Genomic DNA, 24355 nt, shown 5'->3' with positions numbered 1-24355 from the left:
TCGCACGAAACCTCAACAGCCCCTAAAACAACCTGCTTCGCGCTGCTACACTTTGTGCATGAAAGACTATGACACCCTGAACGACCACGTCGGCGGCACACCGCTCGTGCAGCTGCAGCGCCTGGTCGATCCCGAATCCGGCAATACGCTGCTGGCCAAGCTCGAAGGGAACAACCCGGCGGGCTCGGTCAAGGACCGGCCGGCGTACTCCATGATCACGCGGGCCGCCGAGCGGGGCGACATCAAGCCCGGCGATACGCTTATCGAGGCCACAAGCGGCAATACCGGAATTGCGCTGGCCATGGTCGCGGCGATGCAGGGCTTCAAGATGAAGCTGCTCATGCCGGAGAACATGAGCGAAGAACGCCGGGCCTCGATGCGCGCCTATGGCGCCGAGATCATCTCGGTCTCGGAAGCCGAGGGCATGGAAGGCGCCCGGGATCGGGCTCAGCAGATGCATGAAGATGGCGAAGGCTATCTGCTCAACCAGTTCGCCAACCCGGACAACCCGCGCGCCCATTACGACACCACCGGCCCGGAGCTGTGGGCGGCCACCGGCGGCCGGATCACGCATTTCGTCGCCACGATGGGAACGACCGGGACGATCATGGGCTGCTCGCGCTATCTCAAGGAACAGAATCCGGAGATCGAGATCGTCGGGGTCCAGCCGGCCGGCGAGTCCAAGATTCCGGGCATCCGGCGCTGGCCGGCGGCCTATCTGCCGGAGATATTCGAGCGTGATCGGGTCGATCGCGTCCTCGATGTCGAGCAGGCCGATGCCGAAGCCACGATGAAGCGCATGGCACGCGAGGAGGGCATCTTCGCCGGCCCGTCCTCGGGCGGCAGCGTGTTCGCGGCGCTGTCCATCGCCCGAGAAGTCGAGAATGCGACGATCGCCATGATCGTCTGCGATCGCGGCGATCGCTATCTGTCCACGGGCGTCTACGATAAGCCGTGACCAGACCGACGATTGTTCTGGCTGCCGAGGGCGCCCTCGACGTCGCGGCTGCGCGGCGGCTGGCCGATTACGGCGAACTCGACGATGCCGGCGTGGCGCGCGCGCTGGAACAGGTGCACTTGCAACGATGGGGCACGACGATGCTGCCGGGCCATCTGTGCCGAGTGGTGCGGTGGGCTGCGGTCGGCGTGGTCCGCGGCCGCGTGCGCGTGGCGAGCTCGGCGTACGACGACGACGAGTCGGCGGTTCTGGCGCGGCTCGACGAGCTCGACATGGCCGGCGGCTGCGACCTGGTGGATTGGGACGGGGCGGCCCGGTCCTGGTTGCTCGCCAGAGCCAGCGCGCAGTCACGGCGCGCTCCGGGCTGGCTCGTACGCGCCAAGCCCCGGGCGCTGGCCGACCGGCTCGCCCCGATGCCGACCGATCATCCGGCCGCGCAGGACCAGATCGAACAACAGTGTCGTCTGTTGTTCGATCCCGACGTCGTCGCCGGTGAGGCCGCGCCAGCCCTGATCGACATCGCAGCCAGCCGTGCCCGGCTGTGGTGGCGCAGCGCATCGAGCCGCGGCGACATCAGTGTGGAACGCCAGGCCGATTATCTCGGCCAGCTCAAAGCCCGGATCGCTTCATGAGCCGCAAGGCCCGGAAACGCGCCCGACGTCACGCGTTCGGCGTGACCGAAATCACCGATCTGGCAAGCAATGCGCGCGGCGTCGGTCATGTCGATGGCAAGGCCGTGTTCGTGGCCGATACGCTGCCGGGCGAACAGGTGCTCTTCCAGCCGGTCAAGGTCCGTCGGGACTACGAAGAGGCCGACATGGTCACGCTGTTCTCGGCGGCGACCAACCGGGTGACGCCGGAATGCGCCCATTTCGGTCTATGCGGGGGATGTGCGCTGCAGCATGCCAGCCCGGACGCCCAGCTGCGCTTCAAGCAGGGCCAGCTCGTCTCGGCCCTGTCGCGTGTCGGGCATGTGCAGGCCGAACGCGAACTGGCGCCGCTGGTCGGCGCACGCTGGGGTTATCGACGGCGCGCGCGGCTGGGCGTCAAGTACGTGCCCAAGAAAGGCGGCACGCTGGTCGGGTTTCGCGAACGCGGCAAGCCGTTCATTGCCGAACTCTCCCGCTGCGAGGTGCTGGTGCCGTCGGTCGGCACGCGCCTGCGGGATCTTGCCCACATGATCGACCGGCTCACGATCCGGGAGCGCATTCCGCAGATCGAGGTGGCCGCCGCCGACAACCGAGTGGCACTCGTCTTTCGCGTGCTGGACGAACCCAGCGCGGCCGATCGCGAGGTTCTGGCGGCGTTCGGTACCGAATACGATTTCGCAATCTATCTGCAGCCGGGCAACGAGCGTACGATCGCGCCGCTCGAGGGCACGGCCGAGCCGCTCTACTACACGCTGCCGGACTTCGACGCGCGCCTGTATTTTCTCCCGAACGATTTCGTCCAGATCCACGCCGGGGTCAACGAGGCGATGGTGGCGGCCGCGATCGGGCATCTCGATCTGCAGATCGAAGACACGGTTCTCGAACTGTTCGCCGGTCTCGGCAATTTTTCCGTGCCGCTGGCACGCAGTGCCGGGCGCGTGGTCACGGTCGAAGGCGAGGATGGACTGGTCGAGCGGGCCCGCGACAACGCGCGCGCCAACGATTGCGCGAATATCGAGGCCCATGTCGACAATCTGTTCGAGCCGGCCGCCGCGCCGGCGTGGATGCCCGAACGCGTCGACAAGGTTCTGATCGACCCGCCGCGTTCCGGGGCCGCCGAAGTCATGCCGCTGATCGCGGCCAGCGGTGCATCGCGCATCGTCTATTGTTCCTGTCATCCGGCCACGCTGGCACGCGACGCCGACACGCTGGTCAACCAGCACGGGTATCGACTGGTGGCCGCCGGGGTCATGGATATGTTCCCGCATACCGCCCACATCGAATCGATGGCGGTTTTCGAGCGATAAGGAGACGCCGGCGTGGCGATCGAGATCGAGCGCAAATTCCTCGTCCGCAGCGATGACTGGCGTGAGGCGGTCAGCCGCAGCGGCCGTTTCGCCCAGGGCTACTTCAACGACCACGGTAACGCCTCGGTGCGTGTGCGTATCGAGGATGATGCGGCCAACCTGAATATCAAGGCCGCGGTGATCGGCAGCGCGCGCGCCGAATACGAATATCCCGTGCCGTTGGCCGATGCCCGGCACATGCTGGATGCCCTGTGTCTGACCGAGCCGGTCGAAAAGACGCGCTACTGGGTGCCGCACGCAGGCCATGTCTGGGAAATCGATGTGTTCGAGGGGGCGAACGCCCCGTTGGTGGTCGCCGAGATCGAGCTGTCGGCCGCGGATGAGGCCTTCGACCGGCCGGACTGGCTGGGGGCGGAAATCACCGACGATGTGCGCTACTACAATCATGCCCTGGCATTCGCGCCGTATCGCGATTGGGCAGCCGACGGGAACGGCTCTTGACGGGCGATCAGGCGGTACATCCGCCGGGGCCGCTGCTGGTCGACGTGGCCGGCACGTCCCTGACCGCGGACGATCGCGAGCTGCTCGCGGACCCCACGGTAGGTGGCGTCATCCTCTTTGCACGCAATTTCGCCGACCGCGAGCAGCTCGCCGCGCTCACGGCCGACATGCGTGTCGCCCGCCCCAATCTGTTGATCGTCGCCGACTACGAAGGCGGCCGGGTGCAGCGTTTCACTCAAGGGTTCACCCGTATCCCGCCAATGGCAGCACTCGGCGCGCGCCATGAACGCGACCCGGCCGCTGCCCGCGATGCGGCGCATACGCTCGGCTGGCTCGTGGCGTTCGAGCTGGCGGACGTGGGCATCGATATGCCGCTCGCGCCGGTGCTCGATCGCGATTACGGGCATTCCACGGTGATCGGGCATCGCGCGCTGGCACGTGATCCGGCGGCGATCGCGGCCCTCGGGACCGCCTATGCCGAGGGGCTTGCCGCCGGCGGGAGTGCGGCCACGGCCAAGCATTTCCCGGGCCACGGCTGGGTGCACGCCGACTCGCACGCCGAGCTGCCGGTGGACACCCGCGATCGTGAGGCGCTGGCCGCGGACTGGGCGCCTTTCGCCGCTCTGGTCTCGGCGGATATCCCCTCGATGATGATGGCGCATGTGCGTTACCCGGCGGTGGATACGACGCCGGCCAGTCTGTCGTCCGTGTGGATCGCCGATATGCTGCGCGGCGAGCTCGGATTCTCCGGCTGTGTCTTCTGCGACGATCTGAGCATGGGCGGGCCGGCCGCGGTCGGCGACTATGCCACCCGTTGCCGCGCCGCGCTGACGGCCGGCTGCGACTATCTGCCCGTATGCAACGACCGGGCGAGTGCGCTGATCGCACGCGATGCCGTTCATGACAGCCGCGCGCTCGGCCAGCCACGACGCGTCGCCCTGAATGCGCGGCTCGCCGCACATCGCGAGCGGGCCGTGGCCGCCGACGATACGCGGCTGGCCGATGCCCGCCGACTCGCCGAGGAGCTCAACACCCCGTGATCGACAATCTGCTCCAGACCTACGACTCGTTCGTCTCCCAGTATCTGTCGTTGCAGAGCGAATGGGGTGTGCTGATCGACGTGGTCGGTCTGATGGTCCTGACCGGGGTCATCGATCTCATCACGCGCTTCGCGCTGCGGATCCTGCACGACAAGGTCACGGCCACCCGTAATCTCTGGGACGATGCGATCTATCGCAGCGTCAACGGGCCGTTGCAGATCCTGATCTGGATCGGGGGCATCACGCTGGCCATCCGGATCGCCACCGACGGTTCGCATTTCTGGCACCCCTACGTCTCGACGGTGCGCGGCGTGCTCATCACGCTGGCGATCGTCTGGTTCGCGTTCCGGCTCATCCGCAGTATCGAGAAGAACGCGCTCGCCCGGACCGCGCGCTCCACCGATCACCTGGATGCAACCAGTGCGGATGCACTCGCCAAGCTGTTCCGCATTCTGGTGCTGATCCTGGCCGGCATCGCGCTGCTCGAGCAGTTCGGCGTCTCGCCGCGCAGTCTGCTCGCGTTTTCCGGCATCGGCGGTATTGCCGTCGGGTTTGCCGCGCGCGATGTGCTGGCCAATATCTTTGGCGGGGTGACCGTGTATCTGAACCGCCCATTCTCGGTCGGCGACTGGATCCGTTCGCCCGATCGCGACATCGAAGGCGTGGTCGAGTCGATCGGCTGGCGTGCCACGACGTTACGGCGCTTCGACAAACGCCCGCTGTACGTACCCAACGCCGTGTTCTCCAACGTGGCGCTGGAGAATCCGTCGCGCATGACGCATCGTCAGATCAACGAGACGGTCTCGATCCGGTTCGAGGATGCCGCCCAGGTGGCCGATATCGTGGAGGCGATTCGCGGCAAGCTCGACGCGGACGAGACGGTCGATTCCAACGAAGTCATCCTCACCTATCTGGATTCGTTCGGGCCGTCCTCGCTCGATCTGATGGTCTACTGCTATACCAAGACCACCGACTGGGCCGAGTATCTGGCCATCAAGCAGAGCGTGCTGCAGCAGGTCCAGGACACGGTGCGCGAGTATGGCGGGGCGCTGTCGCTGCCGACCAACGTCATCCATGTGCCCGAAGCGCTCGCGGTGGTGCAGCAGAGCGGCGAGGGCGACGAGACCGAGGGCGGCCAGGAAGAAATCGATTCGCAGAAGGTACAATCCGAGCGGAACCGGGCCGTCGCGCGCGAGCAATCGAACGACAACGACACCGTCGGCCCGGACAACCCCGGCGAAGAAGGATCATGATGAGCGGTTTCGACGCGAAACGATATGAAGAGGCCAAGGCGATCTATGCCGGCGCCGACTGTGTGATCAGCCCCGAGGAAATATCGGCGGCCTACGATCGTCTGGCCGAGCAGGTCACGCAGGATCTGGCCGACAAGGACCCGGTGCTGATCTGTGTGATGCTCGGCGGCATGCAGGCCACGGTCGAACTCGGCAAGCGGCTGGATTTTCCCTTCGAGCTGGATTATCTGCACGCCACCCGCTATCGCGGCGAAACCGCGGGCGGCGAGTTGGTCTGGAAAGTCAGTCCCGGGCTGCGTCTGGCCGATCGGCACGTGCTGATCGTCGACGACATTCTCGACGAGGGGCATACACTGGCGGCCATCCTCGATGCCATTCGGGCACAGGGGGCGGCGTCGGTCAGCACCGCCATGCTGCTGCTCAAGGACCACGACCGGCGGGCGCCGGGCGTGCAGGCCGATTATGTCGGCTGTCATGTGGCCGATCGCTATGTCTTCGGGGCCGGCATGGATTACAAGGGCTACTTCCGACAGTTGCCCGGCGTCTGGGCCATCGGCCGCGAGAGCGGCGGGGCCGCGTGAGCGCGCCGATCGGCGTGATCGGCGGCACGGCGCTCGCCGAGCTGGCCGGTGTCGTCGAACAGGCACCGCCGGCCCCGGTCGATACCGAATTCGGCGTGACGTCCGGGCCGCTGGTCCGGGGCCGGTACAGCGGCCGCGACGTGGTCTTCGTCATGCGCCACGGGCCGGGGCATGCGATCGCGCCACACGCGATCAATTATCGCGCGAATATCGCTGCCCTGGCCGCTGCCGGCTGTCGCCAGGTCATTGCGATCGCCGCGGTCGGCGGCATCACTGAAGCCATGTCCCCGGGGCGTATCGTCATACCGCATCAGATCATCGATTACAGCTGGGGCCGTGCTCACAGCCTCCACGACGATCCGGCACGCGGCACGCTCGATCATATCGATTTCACCGACCCGTACGACGAGCCGTTGCGCCAGGTCTTGCGCCAAGCAGCACAGGCCCGGGATCTCGATCCGGCCGAGGCTGCGGTCCACGGCATCACCCAGGGCCCACGGCTGGAGACCGCCGCGGAGATCGATCGCATGGCCCGCGACGGCTGCGACATCGTCGGCATGACGGGCATGCCGGAGGCCAGTCTGGCGCGCGAGGCGGGTCTGGCCTATGCCTGTTGTGCCGTGGTGGTGAACAAGGCCGCCGGACGGACCGGCGGGCTGGCCATCCATGCCGAGATCGAGGCCACGCTCGCCCGCGCGATGGGCGATGTCGAAGGTCTGTTGACTGATGTCTTGCCGGCGCTGTGAGCCGGCATCCGTCTCCGAGCTGTCTCGTTCCGCACGGCTGAAACAGCCATAGGGCACCGTGTCGCGCCATAGCGGCGTCTTCGATAACGACGAGTCAGTGTCATGGCGTCTCGCAGGCGGCCCGGTCGGCAACCGGAACCGGGGCGGCCTCCATGCGCGCTGCCTGTGTCGTGCCGCCGTAGCCATAGGCGCCGGGCCGGCAATCGATGATCCGGACGTTGGCATGCAGATGGACATTGCCGATACGGGCGGCCAGTAGATCGTATGCCGCGCGCTGGAACGCCTTCTTCTGGGCGTGGGTATTGGTCTCGTCGCTGACCGTGACTTCCAGACGGAAGGAATTCTGCCCGAGCTCGACGAGCGATCGCTTGCCGATGAACCAGTGGGTGTGGGGCACGGGGGTCACGATGACCAGGGTCTCGGCAATCCGTTTGTCGAGTACGGCACAGGTCAGCTCGGTGATCTCGGCGCTGAGATCGTGCATTTCGGCGGGGCCGGGTTGACCTGACAAGGTGAGTGAAATCGCGGGCATCGGCATGTTCCGTCGGGATTCGGTCCGTGTAGGGTGACATGGCCCGAGATATCGCTGAAGCAGGAAATACCGATGTCATCGATCGGCTATGCCGATATTAGGGAACCTCTGATCTATTCATCCACGGTCGCGCCGGTGTCTTTTGCGCGCGTCTGACAAGACGCCGCGAGCGCCGTTTGCTGAATGCAAATGAGCGAGCGGCAACGCCGCTCAGGCGCGCGCTAAAGCCCGGCCGCCAAGCGGTTTGGCCCAAAAGGCCGCGCTACGGCGTTGCATGGCTGGATCATGGCGTGGCTATGACGCGGCGCCATGCGCCTTGTATCGTGGCCTTTGGGGACTCAAACGCGACCGTGGATGAATAGATCAGAGGTTCCTTAGAAACGAGCCCCTGGATCTGCGCCTGTTGCGTACGTTTGTCGTGCTCATCGGCGAGCGCAATATCTCGCGCGCGTCGCAGAGACTCTGTTGCTCCCAGTCGGCCGTCAGCGAGCAACTGGCGAAGCTCGAATCGCAGCTCGGTGTCTCGCTGGCGGTCCGTCACCGGCGTGGCGTGGTGCCGACGGCCGCGGGCGAGCGGCTGCTCGCGCATGCCCGCGAGATGCTGGCGCTGAGTGATCTGGCGTGCCGGGATGTCGCGGCCGTCGAGATCGACGAGGAAATCCATCTCGGTATCACGGATTATTTCCGCCCCGCGGCCATCGCGCCTCTGCTCGCGCGGATACAGGCGTTGTTGCCGGCGCTGCGGCTGCGGATTTCGATCGTCGACAGTGCCTCGATTCGCTCGGCCGATTCGGGCTTTGATATCGGCGTGACGATGCAGCTGTGCGATGCGCCGGAACCGGGCACGGATGGCGCCGACACGGGCGACGAGATACGACTGCGCCAGGAATCGCTCGCCTGGGTGGCCTCACCGATGTATGAGACGACAGGGGCAGCGCCACTGCCGCTCGTGTTGCTGGACGATGCGTGCCATCTGCATCGTCACGTGACCGACCGCCTTTCGGCGGCCGGCATCGCGTATACGATGCGGCACCAGGCGACCGGTGTGGCCGGTATTCAGGCCGCGGTGGCGGCCGGTCTGGGTATCACATGCCTGAATCGCTCGGCCATGACCGCGGACATGATCGATGTGACATCGCGCCTGGCACTGCCGCCGATGCCCGATGTGGCATTCGTGCTGCAACCGGTGCGTCGCGGCGAGTCGCGGGCGGTCGCGGCGCTGCGAACGGTATTGCAGCAATTCTTCCAATAGCGCGACATCCCCCATTGATCGCGCCGGCGCCGATCAACGGGCCGCCGCTGTGGCATGGCTGTCGTCAACCGTCCGTCGGCGGACACCCGCCGATGTATCGGCATGGCCGTCGCATCGTCGAAACACCCACGCGGCTCGTGCCGATAAGCCGGCACGCGAGTGCTGCGCGATATGACGGGTATCGCGCCGTGGCTGGCGCGACCGCGGTTTGACTGCGGCCCGGCCTGTCAGGCTTCGGCGGTTTTCTGTTCGGTCTGTGCGATACGCGGCGCGCCCAGTTTTTCCAGCAACTCGGCGATCCGCTCGACCCGGGTGGCCACGTCCGGCATGTCCCGGAAGAAGACGAGCTTGGAATCACCCTCGAGTCGATAGGCTTTCGGATCGGCCTGCACGAGGGTGATCAGCGTGCCCGGATCGACCTTGCTCGCGCGCCCGAAATGCAGACGGCCGACATCGGGCCCGCCTTCGATCTTGGCCAGCGTCAGCGGGGCGGCCTGGAGTTTGAGCGCGGTCGCGGCGAACAGGGTTTCGGTCGGTTCCGGCAACAACCCGAACCGATCGATCAGCTCTACCTTGAGTGCCCGCAGGCCGTCCGCGTCCTTGGCGGCACTGATGCGCTTGTAGAGCACCAGGCGCATGTGCACGTCCGGAATATAGTCTTCGGGCAGGAGGGCGGCCGCCCCCAGCTCCACCTCGGTGGCCCCCATCAGCTCGTCGGCGTCGGCCTCGGGCACGTCGCCGCGCTTGTAGGCCGAGACAGCGCGATCGAGCATCTGGCGATACAGATCGAAGCCGATCTCCTGAATCTGACCGGACTGGCCTTCGCCGAGCAGCTCGCCCGCGCCGCGGATTTCCAGATCGTGCGTGGCCAGCGCGAACCCGGCGCCCAGATCGTGCAGCGACGCCAGCGCATCGAGGCGTTTCTGCGCATCGGCCGTCATCGCCGATTCCTCCGGCGTGAGCAGATAGGCATACGCGCGGTGATGCGAGCGCCCGACGCGACCGCGCAGCTGATGCAGCTGGGCCAGGCCGAAGGTATCGGCCCGATCGATGATGATGGTATTGGCGCTCGGCACGTCGATGCCGGATTCCACGATCGTCGTGCACAGCAGAATATCGAAGCGTCGATGATAGAAATCGAGCATGACGTCTTCGAGCTCGCGCTCGTGCATCTGTCCGTGGGCGATACGGATCCGGGCTTCGGGCAGCAGCTCGGCGAGATCGGCCGCCTTGCGCTCGATGTCCTTGACCTTGTTGTGCAGGTAATAGATCTGCCCGCCGCGACGCATCTCGCGGCGCACGGCTTCCTGAATCAGTACGCCGTCGTAGCGCGAGACGAAGGTCTCGATGGCCAGGCGCGATTCCGGCGGCGTGGCGATGATCGACAGATCCCGCAGGCCGGACAGGCTCATGTTGAGCGTGCGCGGAATGGGCGTGGCGGTCAGCGTGAGCAGGTCCACCTGCGCGCGCAGGCTCTTGATGCGTTCCTTGTGCCGGACGCCGAAGCGATGTTCCTCGTCGACGATCAGCAGGCCGAGCTTTTCGAACTTCACGTCCTTGGCGAGCAGCCGGTGGGTGCCGATGACGATGTCGATCTTGCCCTCGGCCATTTCGGTGAGCATCGTCTCGCGCTGTTTGCTGGTCCGCAGGCGTGACAGCGCGCCGATACGCACCGGCCAGTCGGCAAAGCGGTCGGAAAAGCTCTGGTAGTGCTGCTGGGCGAGCAGGGTGGTCGGCACGAGCACGGCGACCTGATAGCCCGACGAGACGGCCACGAAGGCCGAGCGCAGCGCGACTTCGGTCTTGCCGAAACCGACATCGCCACAGACCACGCGGTCCATGGGCGTGGCCCGCGACAGATCGGCCATCACCTCGTCGATCGCGCGCTGCTGGTCGGGCGTTTCCTCGAACGGGAACTGGGCCGCGAACGCGCCATAATCCGTCTCGTCCGGCTGCATGGCCACGCCCTGGCGCGACGCCCGCTTGGCCTGGATTTCCAGTAGGTCGGCCGCGGTGTCGCGTGCTTTCTCGGCGGCCTTCTTGCGCGCCTTGGACCAGCGATCGTTGCCGAGCTTGTGGAGCGGTGCGGTATCGGCATCGCCGCCGGTGAAGCGATGCACCAGATGCAGCGAGGCGACCGGTACGTAGAGCAGGTCGCCACCGGCGTACTCGATGATGACGAATTCGTTCTCGACGCCGCCGGCGGCGAGTTTGATCAGCCCCTGATAGCGGCCCACGCCGTTGTCCTGATGGACGACCGGGGCACCGGGGGCGAGATCGGTCAGCTCGCGAATCGCGGTCTCGGGGTCGCGGACCTCGCGCCGGCGCCGTCGTTTGGCCGGCGGCCGAGCGCCGGTGAGCTGGTTTTCGGCGATCACCGCCAGGCCGTCGCCGGTGAGCACACAGCCGGCCTCCAGCGGGGCCGCGCTCACGGCGATGCGCTTGTTGTGGTCGACGAACGCGCCCCAGCTCTCGACCCGGGCCGGCGCCAGGCCCAACTGCGTGAGCCAGTCGCGCATCGCCTCGCGTCGCCCGGCGGAGTCGCCGGTGATGAGCACGCGGCCATCGAAGCCATCGAAGAAATCGCGCAGCGCGTTGCCGGTGGCGGCCACGTCGGCTCCGGCCAGCGGCGGTACCGGGGCAGCGTCGAAGACCAGATCGCCGTCCTGATCGTCGACGATACGGGCCGCGGTATGATTGTCGAAGGCAGTCTGCAGGCGCGCCGGTGTGACAAACGCCTCATCCGGGGCCAGGATCGGTCGCTCGGGATTGACCTGGCGCTGTTCGTAGCGCTCGGCGATGCCTTGCCAGGCCGTATCCAGAGCGCCCCCGACATCGCCCAGCTCGACGATGCAGGCCGAGGCGGGCAGGTAATCGGTCATCGCGGCCGTTTCGTCGAAGAACAACGACAGATAGGACTCGATGCCGCCCGGCGGCACCCCGCGCGAGACATCCCGATAAATGGCACTCGCGCCGGGGTCGCCGTCGAAAGCCTGGCGATAGCGTGCACGGAAACTGCGGATTGCCTCGTCGTCGAGCGGGTATTCACGGGCAGGCAACAGGCGGATCGATTCGATCTTTTCCGTCGAGCGCTGGCTTTCCGGGTCGAACGCGCGGATGGTCTCGATCTCGTCGTCGAACAGATCCAGACGATAGGGCTCGCCCGCCCCCGTGGGGAACAGATCCATCACCGCGCCGCGGACCGCGAACTCGCCGTGGGCGCGCACTTCCGAGACGGCGGCATAACCCGCGGCTTCCAGCCGTTCGCGCAGGGCATGGAAATCCAGCCTCTGGCCGGTCTCGAACGCCATGGCCCGGCCCTGCACGAACGACAGCGGCGGCAGAGGCTGCAACAGAGTATCGGCAGCCACGATCATGATGCCGCGCCCCATGTCGGGCAGGGCCAGCATCAGGCCGAGCCGCTGCGAGACGATGTCCGCGTGCGGCGAAAACACGTCGTAGGCCAGCGTTTCCCAGTCCGGGAAATGGTGAATGGCCAGATCGTCCGTGGCGAAGAAGCGTAGCTCCTCTTCAAGACGATAGGCGCGGTGTTCATCGGCGACCACGGCCACGGTCAGGCCATCGTGCCGGCCCGCGGCGTTGACCAGTGTCAGGGCGCTCGCGGCACCGGGCAGGCCCTGCCAGCGGCGAGCTTCGCCGGGAATGAGCCGCGGCGGGGCCAGCGGCGTGACGGTCGACATGTCGGTATCGGTTGCTGCCATGGCGGCGCGGATTATTACACAGTCCCGGTGGGTGGCGATGTTCCCGACACTGCCGTGTCGGGTCGAGCCGCGTGATATGTATCGCCCCGACGGCCGGCCCCCCTCGGCGATCGGCGGCGAACAGGCGCGCGGCCGCGACCTTGTGCCGACCGGTTCAGTCGCGGAAGCGGCGGGTGATATCGCCGAAGGCGTCGATACGGCGATCACGCAGGAACGGCCATATACGGCGCACGGTCTCGGTGCGATGCAGATCGACTTCGGCGAGCAGCAATTCGGGGTCCGCGCCGGCCTCCGCGATGGTTTCGCCCTGTGGGCCGAAGACGAAACTGTGCCCCCAGAACCGGATATCGGTCGGGGCATCGCCTTCGGTGCCCACGCGGTTGGAGGTGATCACCGACAGGCCGTTGGCGATCGCGTGGCCCCGCTGGACGCCTTGCCATGCGGCGAGCTGTCGTTGTTGTTCCGCGGCGTCATCGGTGGCGTCGTCATAGCCGATCGCCGAGGGATAGACGAGCAGATCGGCCCCGGCCAGTGCCATCAGGCGGGCGGCTTCCGGATACCACTGGTCCCAGCACACCAGCACGCCGAGCCGGCCGATGCTGGTGTCGATCGGCGTGAAGCCCAGATCACCGGGGGTGAAGTAATACTTCTCGTAGTATTCCGGGTCATCGGGGATATGCATCTTGCGATAACGCCCGGCGATCGAGCCGTCGCGATCGAGCACCACGGCCGTGTTGTGATACAGCCCGGCCGCGCGCCGTTCGAAAAGCGAGGCGACGACGACGACGCCGGCCGCCCGCGCGGCATCGCCCAGCCGGGCCGTCGAGGCGCCGGGGATGGGCTCGGCGTGCGCGAACCGGGCCGGATCCTCGCGCTGACAGAAATAGGGCGTGTTGTGCAGCTCCGGCAACAGCACCAAGGCCGCCCCGGCGGCACCGGCCTCGGCAATATGGCGTTCGGCCGTGGCCAGATTCGTCGGCGCGTCAGCGTGGCAGGCGTACTGGGCGATGGCGATCTTCATGGGCAAGCGTCTCCAGACGGGCCGTCGGCTAATCGAATGCGCGCCGCCGGCTCAGGCGACCGTGAGAGCCGGGATCTGCATGGCGGCGCAGTGCAGGCCGCCGTGCTGGCGGATGAGAGCGCGGCTGTCGATCGGAATGATACGTCGATCCGGGAAGCATTCCCCGATCAGGCGGGCTGCCTCCGTATCGGCCGGATCATCGAACGCCGGGACCAGCACACAGCCGTTCGCGACAAGAAAATTGGCATAGCCGGCCGGCAGACGATGGCCGTCCTCCGGATCGTACTGGGCCGCGGGCAGGGGCAGCGCGACTAGGCGATAGGGCGTGCCAGCGGAATCGGTCAGCGTGGCCAGCTCGTCGGCCATGGCAGTGAGCGCGTCATGCTGTGCGTCGTCCGGCCGGTCGCACCCCTGATACACGAGCGTACCCACATCGACGAAGCGGACCAACGTATCGATATGGCCGTCCGTGTCGTCGCCGATCAGCTCGCCGTGCGCCAGCCAGTGCACGGTGTGTGCGCCAAGCCGTTCGGCGAGCAGGGCATCCAGCGCCTCGCGCGTGGCGCCCGGGTTACGCTTGCCGTCGAGCAGGCAGCGGCGCGTCGTCAGGATGACGCCTTGCCCGTTGGTCTCGATACTGCCGCCTTCAAGGACCTGGTCCACGTGCTCGAGCGGGTCGGCCCCCAGCCAGCCGGCAGCCTGCAACTGGGCGCACAGTTCATCGTCTGCACGGGCCGCGAATTTGCCGCCCCAGCCATCGAAGCGGAAATCCACGAAATGTCGCCGCCCCTCGGCCATGACAGTCACGGGGCCGGTGTCGCGCGCCCAGATATCGTCGGCGGCAACGTCGGCCACCACGAGGCCGTCGTGGGCCAGACGGCCATCGGATTGACGCTGGCCGATGTCGTAGCGGGCATCGTTGTCCGGGGCGACGAGCAGGACCGGCTGATAGGCAACCAGCGCATTGGCCATCGCCTGCACCGTGTCGCGAGCGGCATCCAGCCCGTTGCCCCAGTCACCGCGCCAGCGCGGCCAGACGAGCAGCGTCGCGGCCTGCGGTGCCCATTCTGCCGGCCACAAGCGCGCGCCTAAGCTGGCCACGGTGAGCCCGATCGACGCAGAAAAGACGATGAGCGGTGCGTTCGCACGCTCGCATGGATCGGCATGACGGCTCCCCAGCGCGCGATCGGCGCGCAAAATGTTCGTGTCCCCGGTGGCGACGGTGTGATTAAATCGCGGCCATGTTTAGACCGCTCGAACTCTACATCGGCCTGCGCTACACCCGCGCCAAGCGCCGTAATCATTTTATCTCGTTCATCTCATCGATATCGATGGGCGGCATCGCGCTGGCGGTCATGCTGCTGATCACGGTGCTGTCGGTGATGAACGGGTTCCAGTCCGAACTGCGGGACCGCATTCTGGGCATGGCCGCGCACGTCGAGGTCCAGTCGGCCAATGGCGACCTCCAGGACTGGCAGCAGCTGCGCAAAAACGTGGACGACCACACCAAGCAGGTGGTGGCCTCGGCGCCCTACATCACCGGCCAGGGCATGGTCCGCAGCGGTCGCGCGATCTCGGGCGTGATGCTGCGCGGGGTGGACCCGAAACTGGAAGCCAACGTCTCCGATGTGGCGTCGAACATGGACGCCGGTTCGTTCGACTCGCTCAAGGGCGGGACCTACAACATGCTGCTGGGCAAGGATCTGGCCAATCGGCTCGGGGTCTGGCGCGGCGACGATATCGATGTGCTGATTCCCAAGGCCACGGTCACTCCCGCGGGCATCGTGCCGCGTTTCCGACGTTTCCACGTCAGCGGCATATTCTCCGTCGGCATGTACGAGTACGACAGCGGCATGGCGCTGATGTCCATGAAGGACGCCCAGACGCTCTATCACATGGGCAGCGGCGTTTCCGGTGTACGGCTGCGTCTGGACGACATGTTCAAGGCGCCGCAGGTCAGCCAGGAACTCTCCCAGTGGTTGCCGTATCGCTATCGCGTGACCGACTGGACCCAGCAGAACGCAAACTTCTTCCACGCCGTGGCGACCGAAAAGACGATGATGTTCATCATCCTGTCGCTGATCATTGCCGTGGCGGTGTTCAACATCGTCTCGATGCTCGTCATGGTCGTCACCGACAAGCAGGGCGATATCGCGATTCTGCGTACCCTCGGCATGAAGCCGCGGTCCGTCATGGCCATCTTCATGATTCAGGGCATGCTCATCGGCGTGATCGGCACGGCCATCGGTGTGGTGCTGGGTATCCTCTTATCGGTGAACATGGTCCACATCGTCCCGTTCGTGGAGAAAGTGCTGCACACCAATCTGTTCTCCGCCGATGTCTATTACATCAGCCAGCTGAAGGGCGAGCTGCACTGGTCCGATGTCTATCGCATCTCCGGGCTGGCGCTCGGGCTGGCATTCCTTTCGACGCTGTATCCGGCCTGGCGTGCGGCCCGCGTACAGCCGGCAGAGGCGCTGCGCTATGAGTGATTCGTCCTCCCCACTGGTGCTTTCCGCACGCGGGCTGACCAAGACGTTCACGGAAGTTCGCGAACCGGTGACGGTGCTGTCCGGTGTGAATCTGGACGTACCGCCCGGCGCGCGCATCGCCGTGATCGGCGCGTCCGGCTCCGGCAAGTCGACCCTTCTGCATCTGCTGGGCGGGCTCGATGTGCCGACCGAAGGTACCGTGCACATCGCCGGCCAGGACATGACGCAGCTGTCAGACGCCGCACGCGGCCGGCTGCGTAACGAACAGATGGGCTTCATCTACCAGTTTCATCATCTGCTGCCCGAGTTCACCACCGTCGAGAACGTGGCCATGCCGCTGCTGTTGCGGCGTGGTTCCAACGGCCCGGCGCTGTCACGCGCGCGGGAATTGCTGAAAAAAGTCGGGTTAGGGCAACGCCTGGATCACAAGCCGACCGAGCTATCCGGCGGCGAGCGCCAGCGGGCGGCCGTGGCCCGGGCACTGGTGAGCAACCCGGCCTGCATCCTGGCCGACGAGCCGACCGGCAATCTCGACCACCGTACGGCGGCCAGCGTGTTCGACATGATGCTAGAGCTCAATTCATCGCTGGATACCAGCCTCGTCATGGTCACCCACGACCGAAGCCTTGCCCAGCGCATGGACGAAATCTGGACACTGACCGATGGCCATCTCGCGCCGGCCGAAGCCGAAGAACTGACGACGGGCTGAGCGGCCGCCCCGTGTGCCGCCGCAAGCGGCTGCCTCACCGGCGGGTAAAACGCTCGCCGATAGATGACGAAAGTGGCATCCGACCTCATGCGAACAAAGCCGCAGGTCCGACCACGCCGGGCGGTCAGGGCAGCATGGCCCGTCACCCGCTCGGCCCCGCACCGCAATAGCGCGAAGAACACGAGCACCGATGGCCTGGTGTGCTCGGCCGGCCCGATGTCATGACAGACAGCCCACTCGAAACCGGCGCCGTCGTTAGACAATAACGTCTGTAAACCGCGCGGCCGCCATCCTCCGAGCTGGCTGGCACGTCCAAACAAGAGCCGGCAAAGCCTGCCAACCGCGAACACTGCGCCGCCCAGACGCGTCAAAATACGCGCCAAAATCGCGCCCCTCACGAGGCGGCACGCGTGAACGCGGCCTGCGGACACGCCAACATAGTGTCCGCGAATACCGACACCACACCCAAGCCGAGTAACCTGCGGCCAAATGCCGTTTTACGGCGCTCCAACGCAGAGCTATGTCGACGCAAAAAGCGGTTTAGACAATCCGCTGCCCTCGCAAACGATCTAGCTAACGCCTGCCAGCTGCCGTGCCTTGCACGGCGGTATGGCAGTGTTGCTATACGAAAAAGCTCAGCAATGCTATACCTAGTTTCAGCCGTATACTTGGCGTTGTACGGCGGTTGGTTTGTGTTGTGGTCGAGCTGTTGCGTCGGCTAGCGAAGGCGAGCCGGTAGCCGAGCCTTGGCCCGTCTTTCTCGTTGCTCGCTAGTTTCCGGCTCAGTGGCCGTCGATCCATGTCGGCGCCTTCCCATCAGTAAGCATCCGCGGTAAGTTCGAGTTCGGGGGAATTCTTTCTTTCGGCGCGTCGGGCTTTGTGGTCCGCTGGCAAGTTGGGGGGAGCGTCAAATGGTGCAGCTCACGTACAACGAGTCGCTGCAGCCGACCGCCCAAAACGCTGGCGCGCTTTGGGTTCCCTCCGCGGCCTACGGCCGCTCCGGCGGCGGCTGAGCTTCGGCGTTAGGCGGCGTGAACTTGACCCCGTGGCTTTGGAACGAGCTTCGCAACCTCTTCGATACCGACGACGGCTCGCTTCCCGAGATTCGTGTCGACTACCGGGACTCAGCAGCCACGGTCGCCGGATACGCGCTGCTTCGTGGCCGAGCCGCTGGAGTTGTCAGCGACAAGGCCTATTTCTGGTCAAAGACCCATGACGCCGAAGTCTCGCTGGACTTTGTCTCCAATGCCGCCGCGCTCGTCGCCTCCGGCGAGGCCGAGGCGTTTCACGTGGTTCTCGGTGGAATCCAGTCCCGGGGCATTGCTGTCCCCGACCTGGGCGTCTTCGTGTTCCCGGGGCAGCTAGCTCTCGACTACCGAATCGGGCCCGCCTGGGGTTCAAATGAGCTCGAGGCTTTCTTTAGTCTGCTAGGCGAACTCGTGTCGCTCGATCCGGCCGCTACCCTATCTCTCGAAAAAGGAGTGCTTCCTGATGTGGTCGCCCGGTTCCAAAACGCATGGCGGCGTTGGTCCACTGAACATGCCACCTAACAACAGCATGCAGCTGACGGCGCTGCGCGCCGCCGCTGATGCTGAGCGTTAGGCCAAAAAGATTTAGATATGGCAGATTACGAAGATTTTAAAAAAGACCTTGAGAGCTATCTTGATCAGAAAATTTCCGAGTCTCATAGTCCTGAGTCGGTTCGGGAAAAGTATGAAGGTGTTGTTTTGATAGCGCTTGGGCGATTTCAGCTCCTCGAGTTTGGGCTGAAAAAGTACATTGCGTTACTTGCGTCGTCGCTGGGAGACGACCAGATTCGGAATACAGTGACAGATGGGCTGGAAGAAGCCCCACTGGGCATATTGCTCAAACGGCTGAGAAAGCTAAGCCCCGAGAACGCCCTTACGCCGAAGATAAAAGAGCTTAAAAGCTTTCGCGACGAGTTGGCGCATCGGGCTCTTCTCACAACAACCGGCGATGTCGAAATCGATGTGAGCGACCACTTTTACGCGACTACGGCCTACGCTTATCGCGCAATGGAAGTCGAAGATTGCCTCAAAGAGGTATTAAATGAATGCAAACGTCTAGCACGGGAGGCCTAACTGGTCGCTGCGGTTGACCGCCGAAAGCGCTGGCGCGCTTCTGGCGGCAACTGAGCTACGGCGTTGTACGGCGGTGGGTTTGTGTTGTGGTCGAACTCTGGCATTGGCTAGCAAGGTCGAGCCAGTAGCTGGGCCTTGGCCCGTCTTTTTTGGTGGCTCGCTAGTTCCGGGCTGAATGGCTATCGATCCATGCCGGCGCCTTCCCGTCAGCGATCATCCGCGGTAAGTTCGAGTGCGGGGGGATTCTTTCTTTCGGCGCGTCGGGCTTCGTGGTCCGCAGGCAAGGTGGGGGAGCGTCAAATAGTGGAGTTCACTTACAACGAGTCGCTGCAGCCGACCGCCCAAAACGCTGGCGCGTTTTGGGTTCCCTCCGCGGCCTCCGGCCGCTCCGGCGGCAACTGAGCTTCGGCGTTATGTATTATTGCTAGCTGTGAATTCTCGGGAGCCCGGTGATGGGAGAGGAGTACGTAAGCACCTTTATCGAATATTCCCTCTTTCTGCTCAAAATATTAGGTGCAACGTCATTGTTGGGGCTAATGGGCTTCGTCACGGCCTACTACGCGCTACCACCCAATCTGGCGATAGCCGAGATAAAGGATAAAGGGCAATTCAACTTTGAGTCCCGCCTTCAAGTAGAGAATATTGGCCGTCTTCCAGCTTTTCGAGTAATTGCGGACGTAGAGCGAATGAATTTTGTAATGGGCGGGATGAACATGTCGAATATGGCGGCTACGGATTGCGGCATCCCAACCGCAAAGCTAGCCGCCGGCGAACGGATGGAACTTCCGGCATGTCCGCACGTTGGCGTACCACCTGGCTCCAATCTAAGCTCTTGCGATTACGTTTTAAAACTGAAGTACGAATTTAGGCTCCCTTTTTTCTCAAAAAAAATATGCAAGCGGTGGGACGTCGAACTTAGAAATGCCGGTCAAGAATTTACGTGGCAAATTGCTTTGAGATAGGTTTACATAACAAATCGCTGCAGTTGACCGTCCAAAGCGCTGTCGCGCTTCGGCCGGCAACTGAGCTTCGGCGTTGTACGGCGGTTAGTTTGTGTTGCGGTCGAGCTGTTGCGTCGGCTAGCGAAGTCGAGCCAGTAGCTGAGCCTTGGCCCGTCTTCCTCGTTGCTCGCTAGCTCCGGGCTCAATGGCGTCGATCCATGTCGGCGCCTTCCCGTCAGCGATCATCCGCGGTAAGTTCGAGTTCGGGGATTCTTTCTTTCGGCGCGTCGTGCCTTGTGGTCCGCAGGGAAGTTGGGGGAGCGTCAAATAGTGGAGTTCACGTCCAACGGGTCGCTGCAGTTGACCGCCCACAGCGCTGCCGCGCTTCGGGGTCCCTTCGCAGCTTTCGGCTGCTCCGGCGGCAACTGAGCTTAGGCGTTGTACGGCGGTTAGTTTGTGTTGCGGTCGAGTTGTTGCGTCGGCTAGCGAAGGCGAGCTGGTAGCCGAGCCTTGGCCCGTCTTTCTCGTTGCTCGCTAGTTCCAGGCTCAGCGGCCGTCGATCCATGTCTGCGCCTTCCCATCAGTAAGCATCCGCGGTAAGTTCGAGTTCGGGCAATTCTTTACTTTAGGCGCGTCGGGCTTTGTGGTCCGCAGGCAAGCTGGGGGAGCGTCAAATGGTGGAGTTCACGTACAACGAGTCGCTGCAGCCGACCGCCCAAAACGCTGGCGCGTTATGGGTTCCCTCCGCAGCCTGCGGCTGCTCCGGCGGCGGCTGAGCTTCGGCGTTGTACGGCGGTGGGTTTGTGTTGTGGTCCAGCTGTTGCGTCGGCTAGCGAAGTCGAGCCAGTAGCTGAGCCTTGGCCCGTATTTCTCGTTGCTCGCTAGCTCCGGGCTCAATGGCGTCGATCCATGCCGGCGCCTTCCCGTCAGCGATCATCCGCGGTAAGTTTGAGTTCGGGCAATTCTTTCTTTCGGGGCGTCGGGCTTCGTGGTCCGCAGGCAAGTTCGGGGGAGCGTCAAATAGTGGAGTTCACGTACAACGAGTCGCTGCAGCCGACCGCCCAAAACGCTGGCGCGTTTTGGGTTCCCTCCGCGGCCTCCGGCCGCTCCGGCGGCGGCTGAGCTTAGGCGTTATTGGGCCGTTACCAGTCCGTCAACGATTTTGTGATATGCACCTATTAGCACAAGACTACCGAGATGAGTTCCTCGCTACTCCGCAACTGATCCGATTCGAGCACGCTGACGGTGCCGATAACAAACAGGCAACACTATTATTAAAGGCTAGTACGCTTACGCTTAAACTCGTTGTCCTCCATGCCTCTCTGGAGTTGATCCTTACGCTGATCGAAGACAACCGATTCTTGTATGCCCTAAAAATAAAAGATGATGACCAGCACCCCTGTGTAGTTTGGTCCATACTTGAAAATGAGAGAGAAAAAGCAGCTTTGTTGCAGCTAACGCGTACTGGTGAATTTCCAGTATTCCTATTTAATGAGCTCGCGGTCAATGTTGCGTGGGCGAATGGACAGGTCGTGCCGAACGACGGCGCAGAACGACTAACTGAATTGGCTACATTAAGCGACGTAGACTACGAGTCTATAAAGCCCGCCGCGGTTGAGTTTTTAAATCACTTTGACAGTAAGTCAGCCAGCGATCCAAATACGTTTGTATTAGAGCTCTGCATAGCATCCGAATGGCAAGCGGTTTACAGCACGTATGTTACCAGTCGCTCTTTCGCAAGCCCTGTAGGACTTTTTCACGCCGATGAGGGCGGTCAACAAGAACAGATTGCCATCTGGCTTACCGACAATCTTGATCCGTTTCACGTCATCCTGTCGCCGCAAATTCCTAAAGATGGTGGTACTCGCGAGCTTACTGATGTCTTGCTGAGTTACGCATACGGTTCGATACTGATCGAATCGAAGGCGTTAACGATATTCGGCCGTAGTGCTCTTCCTAGCCGAACTAAGCTAGCGAAAGATGTTTCTAAGCATTTGAAAAAAGCCACATCGCAGCTTAAGGGCGCAATCAGGTCTTTGCGCGGTAACGTTCTGATCACTGATTCGGAGGGGGTGGAGCTAGAGGTTCAAAGAGAGGCTCCGGCTCACGCAATCGCGTTAGTTCCCGAATTGGACCTCATTCAAGACCAAGAAGCGTTTGGCGGGGAATTTATACGCAACTTCATGGCAGAAACCGGTGGGTTCGTACATATATTAGATATAGGCGAGCTACTTCGGATTGTCCAAGCTGCTGAAATGATCGCAGAGCGTTCTGAGACGATCACCCCATTGATGGCATTTGATTACTACTTAGTAGAGCGGGCAAAGAAAACATTGGAGACTGGTACGTTGTGTATCGAAGTCTTGCTAAGGTTTCAGGAAGAATAGAATCTCGCGGCGGCTACCAAAAAGCCCAACAGGTCGCTGCAGTTGATGCCGGCTGCGCCGCCACAACTGAGCCTGGGCGTTAGATCAATGGGAAACGGAAGTCGGATTTAGGGGAGAGAAATGTCCGAAGTCGAGGGCGAAGAGGTAGGCTTCATAAAATACCGAGGCGAGTCGGTTTTGCCGGGAATTCTAGATGCGGGAAAAGCGGGGCAAGCACTTACTGGACTGGATGACGCTCTCCGTTTCTTTAACGCTAAGCAATCATCAAAGCTTGCGAAATCTCCGTACGAGGTGCCCGTCCGTGTTGAAGAAGGCTCTTGGGAAGCGATCGTTATCGCGGGCGCTAGTATGTTCGCCGCTGCATATTTCGGCACTGCTGGAAAAAAGATGGCCGAGAGAGATTTTGGAGGTGTTGGGTTTAAAGATGTGTTCCAAAGTTCGCTGAAGGCTATAAGGCATCTTGTGCGTCTGGTTAAGCATACCCGCCGCACAAGCGGATGGGATTTAGATAACGTCCGTTGGCGAGAAGACAACACTGAAATTGGGATACGGAATTCACGAGGCGAATTCGAATACTTTCCGGCTACTTATGTTAAGTGGTATTTATCTGCTTCTCCTGGGCTTTTGCGCAAGCTTGTGGAAGTCGTTGAGCGCGAAAGAACGCTAATAGTAGGTACAATCGAAAACGGTAAAGTTATTGAAGAGCAAGTCGATTTAAATGATAAGGCTGCTTTCGTCGGTGAGGAGTCTCCTGATAACGAAGGAGACTTTTTATTTCCGGAGCTTGAGCATGGTCAAGAAGTGGAATTAGAAGGGCGCTTGACACGTGGTAATGCGTCAACAAACTCATTGGGGTTCGAATACGCTGGCCACGTTCTTAATTGCTATCCAGAAGAGGGAAGTATTGTGCGCTTTAAACCGGTGCTCTTCTTACGATGTCTGCTTTACGGGGAAGTCTCTCGCTTAGGCGATAAGCGTTTTGTTACAGCTCGTCGACCAACTTTGATAATCAAGCGGGTAACGCCTCTTGAAGAGGATGCTCAAAGATCACTGTGGTGAATCTAACTGGGCACTGCAGTTGCCGCCCAAAGCGCTGCCGCGCTTTGGGCGGCAACTGAGCTTGGGCGTTAGGTTGTATTGATAGTGGACGAGCTGTACGAACAGGCAGAAACTCTCCAGAACCTGCTCATTTCTCACGCTACTGGAGGAAGTGAGGATAATGCGGAGTTTGCCCGATTGCGTCAGGCCGTTATAGCCAACTCTTCGCTCGAAGAGCTTGCTCCTCAGTTCGTGAGAACGAACCGTAATCTTTCGCAATTCTGGCAGTTTATAAAATACAAATTCGGAACCTACGCAGAGCGACGAGACTTCATTTGGAGCGAGTTTCAGCCGCTATTAGGTGCACTGGAGCGAAGTACTATCGCCCCTTCTGACGGATCTGTTTCGGCTGTCCTAGGTCGGTTCGATGCTGGGCACGTTCAAGCTGCTTGGTCTAAAGCATTGGACCGGCGTTCCACCGATCCCGAGGGTGCAATTACTTCCGCCCGCACTCTTATAGAGTCGGTCTGTAAGCATATCCTTGATCAAGCTGGCGCCGAATATAACGATGGCGCCGAACTTCCAAAGCTATACAAGCAAACCGCGGAGGTGCTGAATCTAGCGCCTTCGCAGCACACCGAGCAGGTGTTCAAGCAGATTTTGGGAGGGTGTACATCTGTGGTCGAGGGGCTTGGATCATTGCGTAATCGGCTCAGTGACGCACATGGAAAAGGTAAAGTTGGTACTAAACCGGCACCGAGGCACGCCGAGCTAGCAGTAAATCTGGCAGGAGCTCTTGCCACCTACTTGCTAGGAACCTGGGAAGCAAGGAATGAAGCCAAGACCTAACGAATCGTATATGGACGCCTCCCGCAAGAGGTAGAGTCGACGATTGATGTTCTGGCAGCCCGAAGAACGGTTGCGGTCGTATATCCGGCTTCTGATGGGCATCTGCCCGAGCCTTTATGGAATCCGCACGCCGAGGGCCTATCGCTGAACGGCTTTGATAGCCGGAACTGTTATCGGCCTTTCTCGACGCGGGTCCGACCTCGTCTGCCATAACTGCTGTCGTCTCTACGCAACCGGGGGAGGGAACTAATCGTTCAAAGTTATGCGGCCATGG

The 24355-nt window shown here is 62.7% G+C and carries 21 protein-coding genes; 17 read left to right on the top strand and 4 right to left on the bottom strand.

Annotation, left to right across the window (positions count from 1 at the left end; genetic code table 11):
• Positions 1-58: 58 nt before the first annotated feature.
• Genes cysM through D3260_RS12915 form a run of 8 tightly spaced genes read left to right on the top strand, consistent with a single transcriptional unit; the run spans position 59 to position 7036 of the window.
• A complete protein-coding gene (gene cysM / locus D3260_RS12950) occupies positions 59-958 on the top strand; it encodes a cysteine synthase CysM (protein WP_120099030.1) in 900 nt (299 codons plus the stop codon).
• Entirely contained in the window at positions 955-1590 is a 636-nt protein-coding gene (locus D3260_RS12945) for a hypothetical protein (RefSeq protein ID WP_120099029.1), read from the top strand. Before cysM ends, D3260_RS12945 begins: the two co-directional genes overlap by 4 nt.
• Positions 1587-2915: a 23S rRNA (uracil(1939)-C(5))-methyltransferase RlmD gene (gene rlmD / locus D3260_RS12940; RefSeq protein WP_120099028.1), complete on the top strand. Its 1329-nt coding sequence runs from the start codon at positions 1587-1589 to the stop codon at positions 2913-2915. The genes D3260_RS12945 and rlmD overlap by 4 nt, the downstream gene beginning before the upstream one ends.
• A gap of 12 nt (positions 2916-2927) precedes the next feature.
• A complete protein-coding gene (locus D3260_RS12935; RefSeq protein ID WP_120099027.1) occupies positions 2928-3416 on the top strand; it encodes a CYTH domain-containing protein in 489 nt (162 codons plus the stop codon).
• Positions 3413-4456: a beta-N-acetylhexosaminidase gene (gene nagZ, locus D3260_RS12930; RefSeq protein ID WP_233544071.1), complete on the top strand. Its 1044-nt coding sequence runs from the start codon at positions 3413-3415 to the stop codon at positions 4454-4456. The genes D3260_RS12935 and nagZ overlap by 4 nt, the downstream gene beginning before the upstream one ends.
• Entirely contained in the window at positions 4453-5709 is a 1257-nt protein-coding gene (locus D3260_RS12925; protein WP_120099026.1) for a mechanosensitive ion channel family protein, read from the top strand. Before nagZ ends, D3260_RS12925 begins: the two co-directional genes overlap by 4 nt.
• Complete coding sequence (locus D3260_RS12920; protein WP_120099025.1) at positions 5709-6290, top strand: hypoxanthine-guanine phosphoribosyltransferase; 582 nt, start codon at positions 5709-5711, stop codon at positions 6288-6290. Before D3260_RS12925 ends, D3260_RS12920 begins: the two co-directional genes overlap by 1 nt.
• Positions 6287-7036, top strand: coding sequence for an S-methyl-5'-thioinosine phosphorylase (locus tag D3260_RS12915; protein ID WP_120099024.1), 750 nt, complete (start codon positions 6287-6289; stop codon positions 7034-7036). The genes D3260_RS12920 and D3260_RS12915 overlap by 4 nt, the downstream gene beginning before the upstream one ends.
• A gap of 100 nt (positions 7037-7136) precedes the next feature.
• Here the strand turns inward: D3260_RS12915 and D3260_RS12910 are convergent, their stop codons facing one another.
• The gene (locus tag D3260_RS12910) at positions 7137-7520 is read right to left on the bottom strand and encodes a hypothetical protein (protein ID WP_199671500.1); all 384 of its coding nucleotides are present in this window, start codon (positions 7518-7520) and stop codon (positions 7137-7139) included.
• A 451-nt stretch (positions 7521-7971) separates the two neighbouring features.
• Between D3260_RS12910 and D3260_RS12905 the strand changes: the two genes are divergently transcribed.
• Positions 7972-8820, top strand: a complete 849-nt coding sequence (locus D3260_RS12905; protein WP_120099023.1) for a LysR family transcriptional regulator — start codon at positions 7972-7974, stop codon at positions 8818-8820.
• Between the two features lie 227 nt (positions 8821-9047).
• Here the strand turns inward: D3260_RS12905 and mfd are convergent, their stop codons facing one another.
• The 3 genes from mfd to D3260_RS12885 all read right to left on the bottom strand — a co-directional run bounded on the left by mfd (position 9048) and on the right by D3260_RS12885 (position 14760).
• The gene (gene mfd / locus D3260_RS12895) at positions 9048-12542 is read right to left on the bottom strand and encodes a transcription-repair coupling factor (RefSeq protein ID WP_120099021.1); all 3495 of its coding nucleotides are present in this window, start codon (positions 12540-12542) and stop codon (positions 9048-9050) included.
• Positions 12543-12696: 154 nt separating this feature from the next.
• Positions 12697-13563: a carbon-nitrogen hydrolase gene (locus D3260_RS12890; RefSeq protein ID WP_120099020.1), complete on the bottom strand. Its 867-nt coding sequence runs from the start codon at positions 13561-13563 to the stop codon at positions 12697-12699.
• A gap of 51 nt (positions 13564-13614) precedes the next feature.
• Positions 13615-14760 carry an agmatine/peptidylarginine deiminase gene (locus D3260_RS12885; protein ID WP_233544070.1) on the bottom strand — a complete coding sequence of 382 codons (1146 nt, stop codon included), beginning with the start codon at positions 14758-14760 and terminating at the stop codon, positions 13615-13617.
• Positions 14761-14804: 44 nt separating this feature from the next.
• On the opposite strand from D3260_RS12885, the gene D3260_RS12880 reads away from it, so the two are divergent.
• The 8 genes from D3260_RS12880 to D3260_RS12850 all read left to right on the top strand — a co-directional run bounded on the left by D3260_RS12880 (position 14805) and on the right by D3260_RS12850 (position 24081).
• Positions 14805-16055, top strand: coding sequence for a lipoprotein-releasing ABC transporter permease subunit (locus D3260_RS12880; protein ID WP_120099019.1), 1251 nt, complete (start codon positions 14805-14807; stop codon positions 16053-16055).
• The gene (gene lolD, locus D3260_RS12875) at positions 16048-16764 is read left to right on the top strand and encodes a lipoprotein-releasing ABC transporter ATP-binding protein LolD (RefSeq protein WP_120099018.1); all 717 of its coding nucleotides are present in this window, start codon (positions 16048-16050) and stop codon (positions 16762-16764) included. The genes D3260_RS12880 and lolD overlap by 8 nt, the downstream gene beginning before the upstream one ends.
• Before the next feature lie 1031 nt (positions 16765-17795).
• Positions 17796-18314 (top strand): hypothetical protein, encoded by a 519-nt coding sequence (locus tag D3260_RS12870; RefSeq protein ID WP_120099017.1) that lies wholly within the window; start codon positions 17796-17798, stop codon positions 18312-18314.
• A gap of 69 nt (positions 18315-18383) precedes the next feature.
• Positions 18384-18866 (top strand): hypothetical protein, encoded by a 483-nt coding sequence (locus D3260_RS12865; protein WP_120099016.1) that lies wholly within the window; start codon positions 18384-18386, stop codon positions 18864-18866.
• Positions 18867-19318: 452 nt separating this feature from the next.
• A complete protein-coding gene (locus D3260_RS12860) occupies positions 19319-19828 on the top strand; it encodes a hypothetical protein (protein ID WP_120099015.1) in 510 nt (169 codons plus the stop codon).
• A 1148-nt stretch (positions 19829-20976) separates the two neighbouring features.
• Positions 20977-22194: a hypothetical protein gene (locus tag D3260_RS12855; RefSeq protein ID WP_120099014.1), complete on the top strand. Its 1218-nt coding sequence runs from the start codon at positions 20977-20979 to the stop codon at positions 22192-22194.
• 120 nt (positions 22195-22314) lie between these two features.
• Positions 22315-23253: a hypothetical protein gene (locus tag D3260_RS17315; RefSeq protein ID WP_147418195.1), complete on the top strand. Its 939-nt coding sequence runs from the start codon at positions 22315-22317 to the stop codon at positions 23251-23253.
• 84 nt (positions 23254-23337) lie between these two features.
• On the top strand, positions 23338-24081 hold the full coding sequence (locus tag D3260_RS12850) for an abortive infection family protein (protein ID WP_120099013.1): 744 nt from the start codon (positions 23338-23340) through the stop codon (positions 24079-24081).
• Positions 24082-24355 lie beyond the last annotated feature (274 nt).

The organism is Salinisphaera sp. Q1T1-3 (assembly GCF_003602005.1).
In the GTDB taxonomy this organism is placed as follows: Bacteria; Pseudomonadota; Gammaproteobacteria; order Nevskiales; family Salinisphaeraceae; genus Salinisphaera.
Note: the sequence above shows the minus strand (reverse complement) of the source record. Positions and strands in the feature narration are given on the sequence as shown.

What these genes read in the sequence shown, in the direction of transcription:
- D3260_RS12880 (WP_120099019.1), top strand. Translation starts at nt 14,805, where the DNA reads ATGTTTAGACCGCTCGAACTCTACATCGGCCTGCGCTACACCCGCGCC.
- D3260_RS17315 (WP_147418195.1), top strand. Translation starts at nt 22,315, where the DNA reads ATGTCCGAAGTCGAGGGCGAAGAGGTAGGCTTCATAAAATACCGAGGC.
- D3260_RS12910 (WP_199671500.1), bottom strand. Translation starts at nt 7,520, where the DNA reads ATGCACGATCTCAGCGCCGAGATCACCGAGCTGACCTGTGCCGTACTC.
- D3260_RS12855 (WP_120099014.1), top strand. Translation starts at nt 20,977, where the DNA reads ATGCACCTATTAGCACAAGACTACCGAGATGAGTTCCTCGCTACTCCG.
- D3260_RS12865 (WP_120099016.1), top strand. Translation starts at nt 18,384, where the DNA reads ATGGCAGATTACGAAGATTTTAAAAAAGACCTTGAGAGCTATCTTGAT.
- lolD (WP_120099018.1), top strand. Translation starts at nt 16,048, where the DNA reads ATGAGTGATTCGTCCTCCCCACTGGTGCTTTCCGCACGCGGGCTGACC.
- D3260_RS12890 (WP_120099020.1), bottom strand. Translation starts at nt 13,563, where the DNA reads ATGAAGATCGCCATCGCCCAGTACGCCTGCCACGCTGACGCGCCGACG.
- mfd (WP_120099021.1), bottom strand. Translation starts at nt 12,542, where the DNA reads ATGGCAGCAACCGATACCGACATGTCGACCGTCACGCCGCTGGCCCCG.
- rlmD (WP_120099028.1), top strand. Translation starts at nt 1,587, where the DNA reads ATGAGCCGCAAGGCCCGGAAACGCGCCCGACGTCACGCGTTCGGCGTG.
- D3260_RS12860 (WP_120099015.1), top strand. Translation starts at nt 19,319, where the DNA reads ATGGGAGAGGAGTACGTAAGCACCTTTATCGAATATTCCCTCTTTCTG.
- D3260_RS12920 (WP_120099025.1), top strand. Translation starts at nt 5,709, where the DNA reads ATGAGCGGTTTCGACGCGAAACGATATGAAGAGGCCAAGGCGATCTAT.
- cysM (WP_120099030.1), top strand. Translation starts at nt 59, where the DNA reads ATGAAAGACTATGACACCCTGAACGACCACGTCGGCGGCACACCGCTC.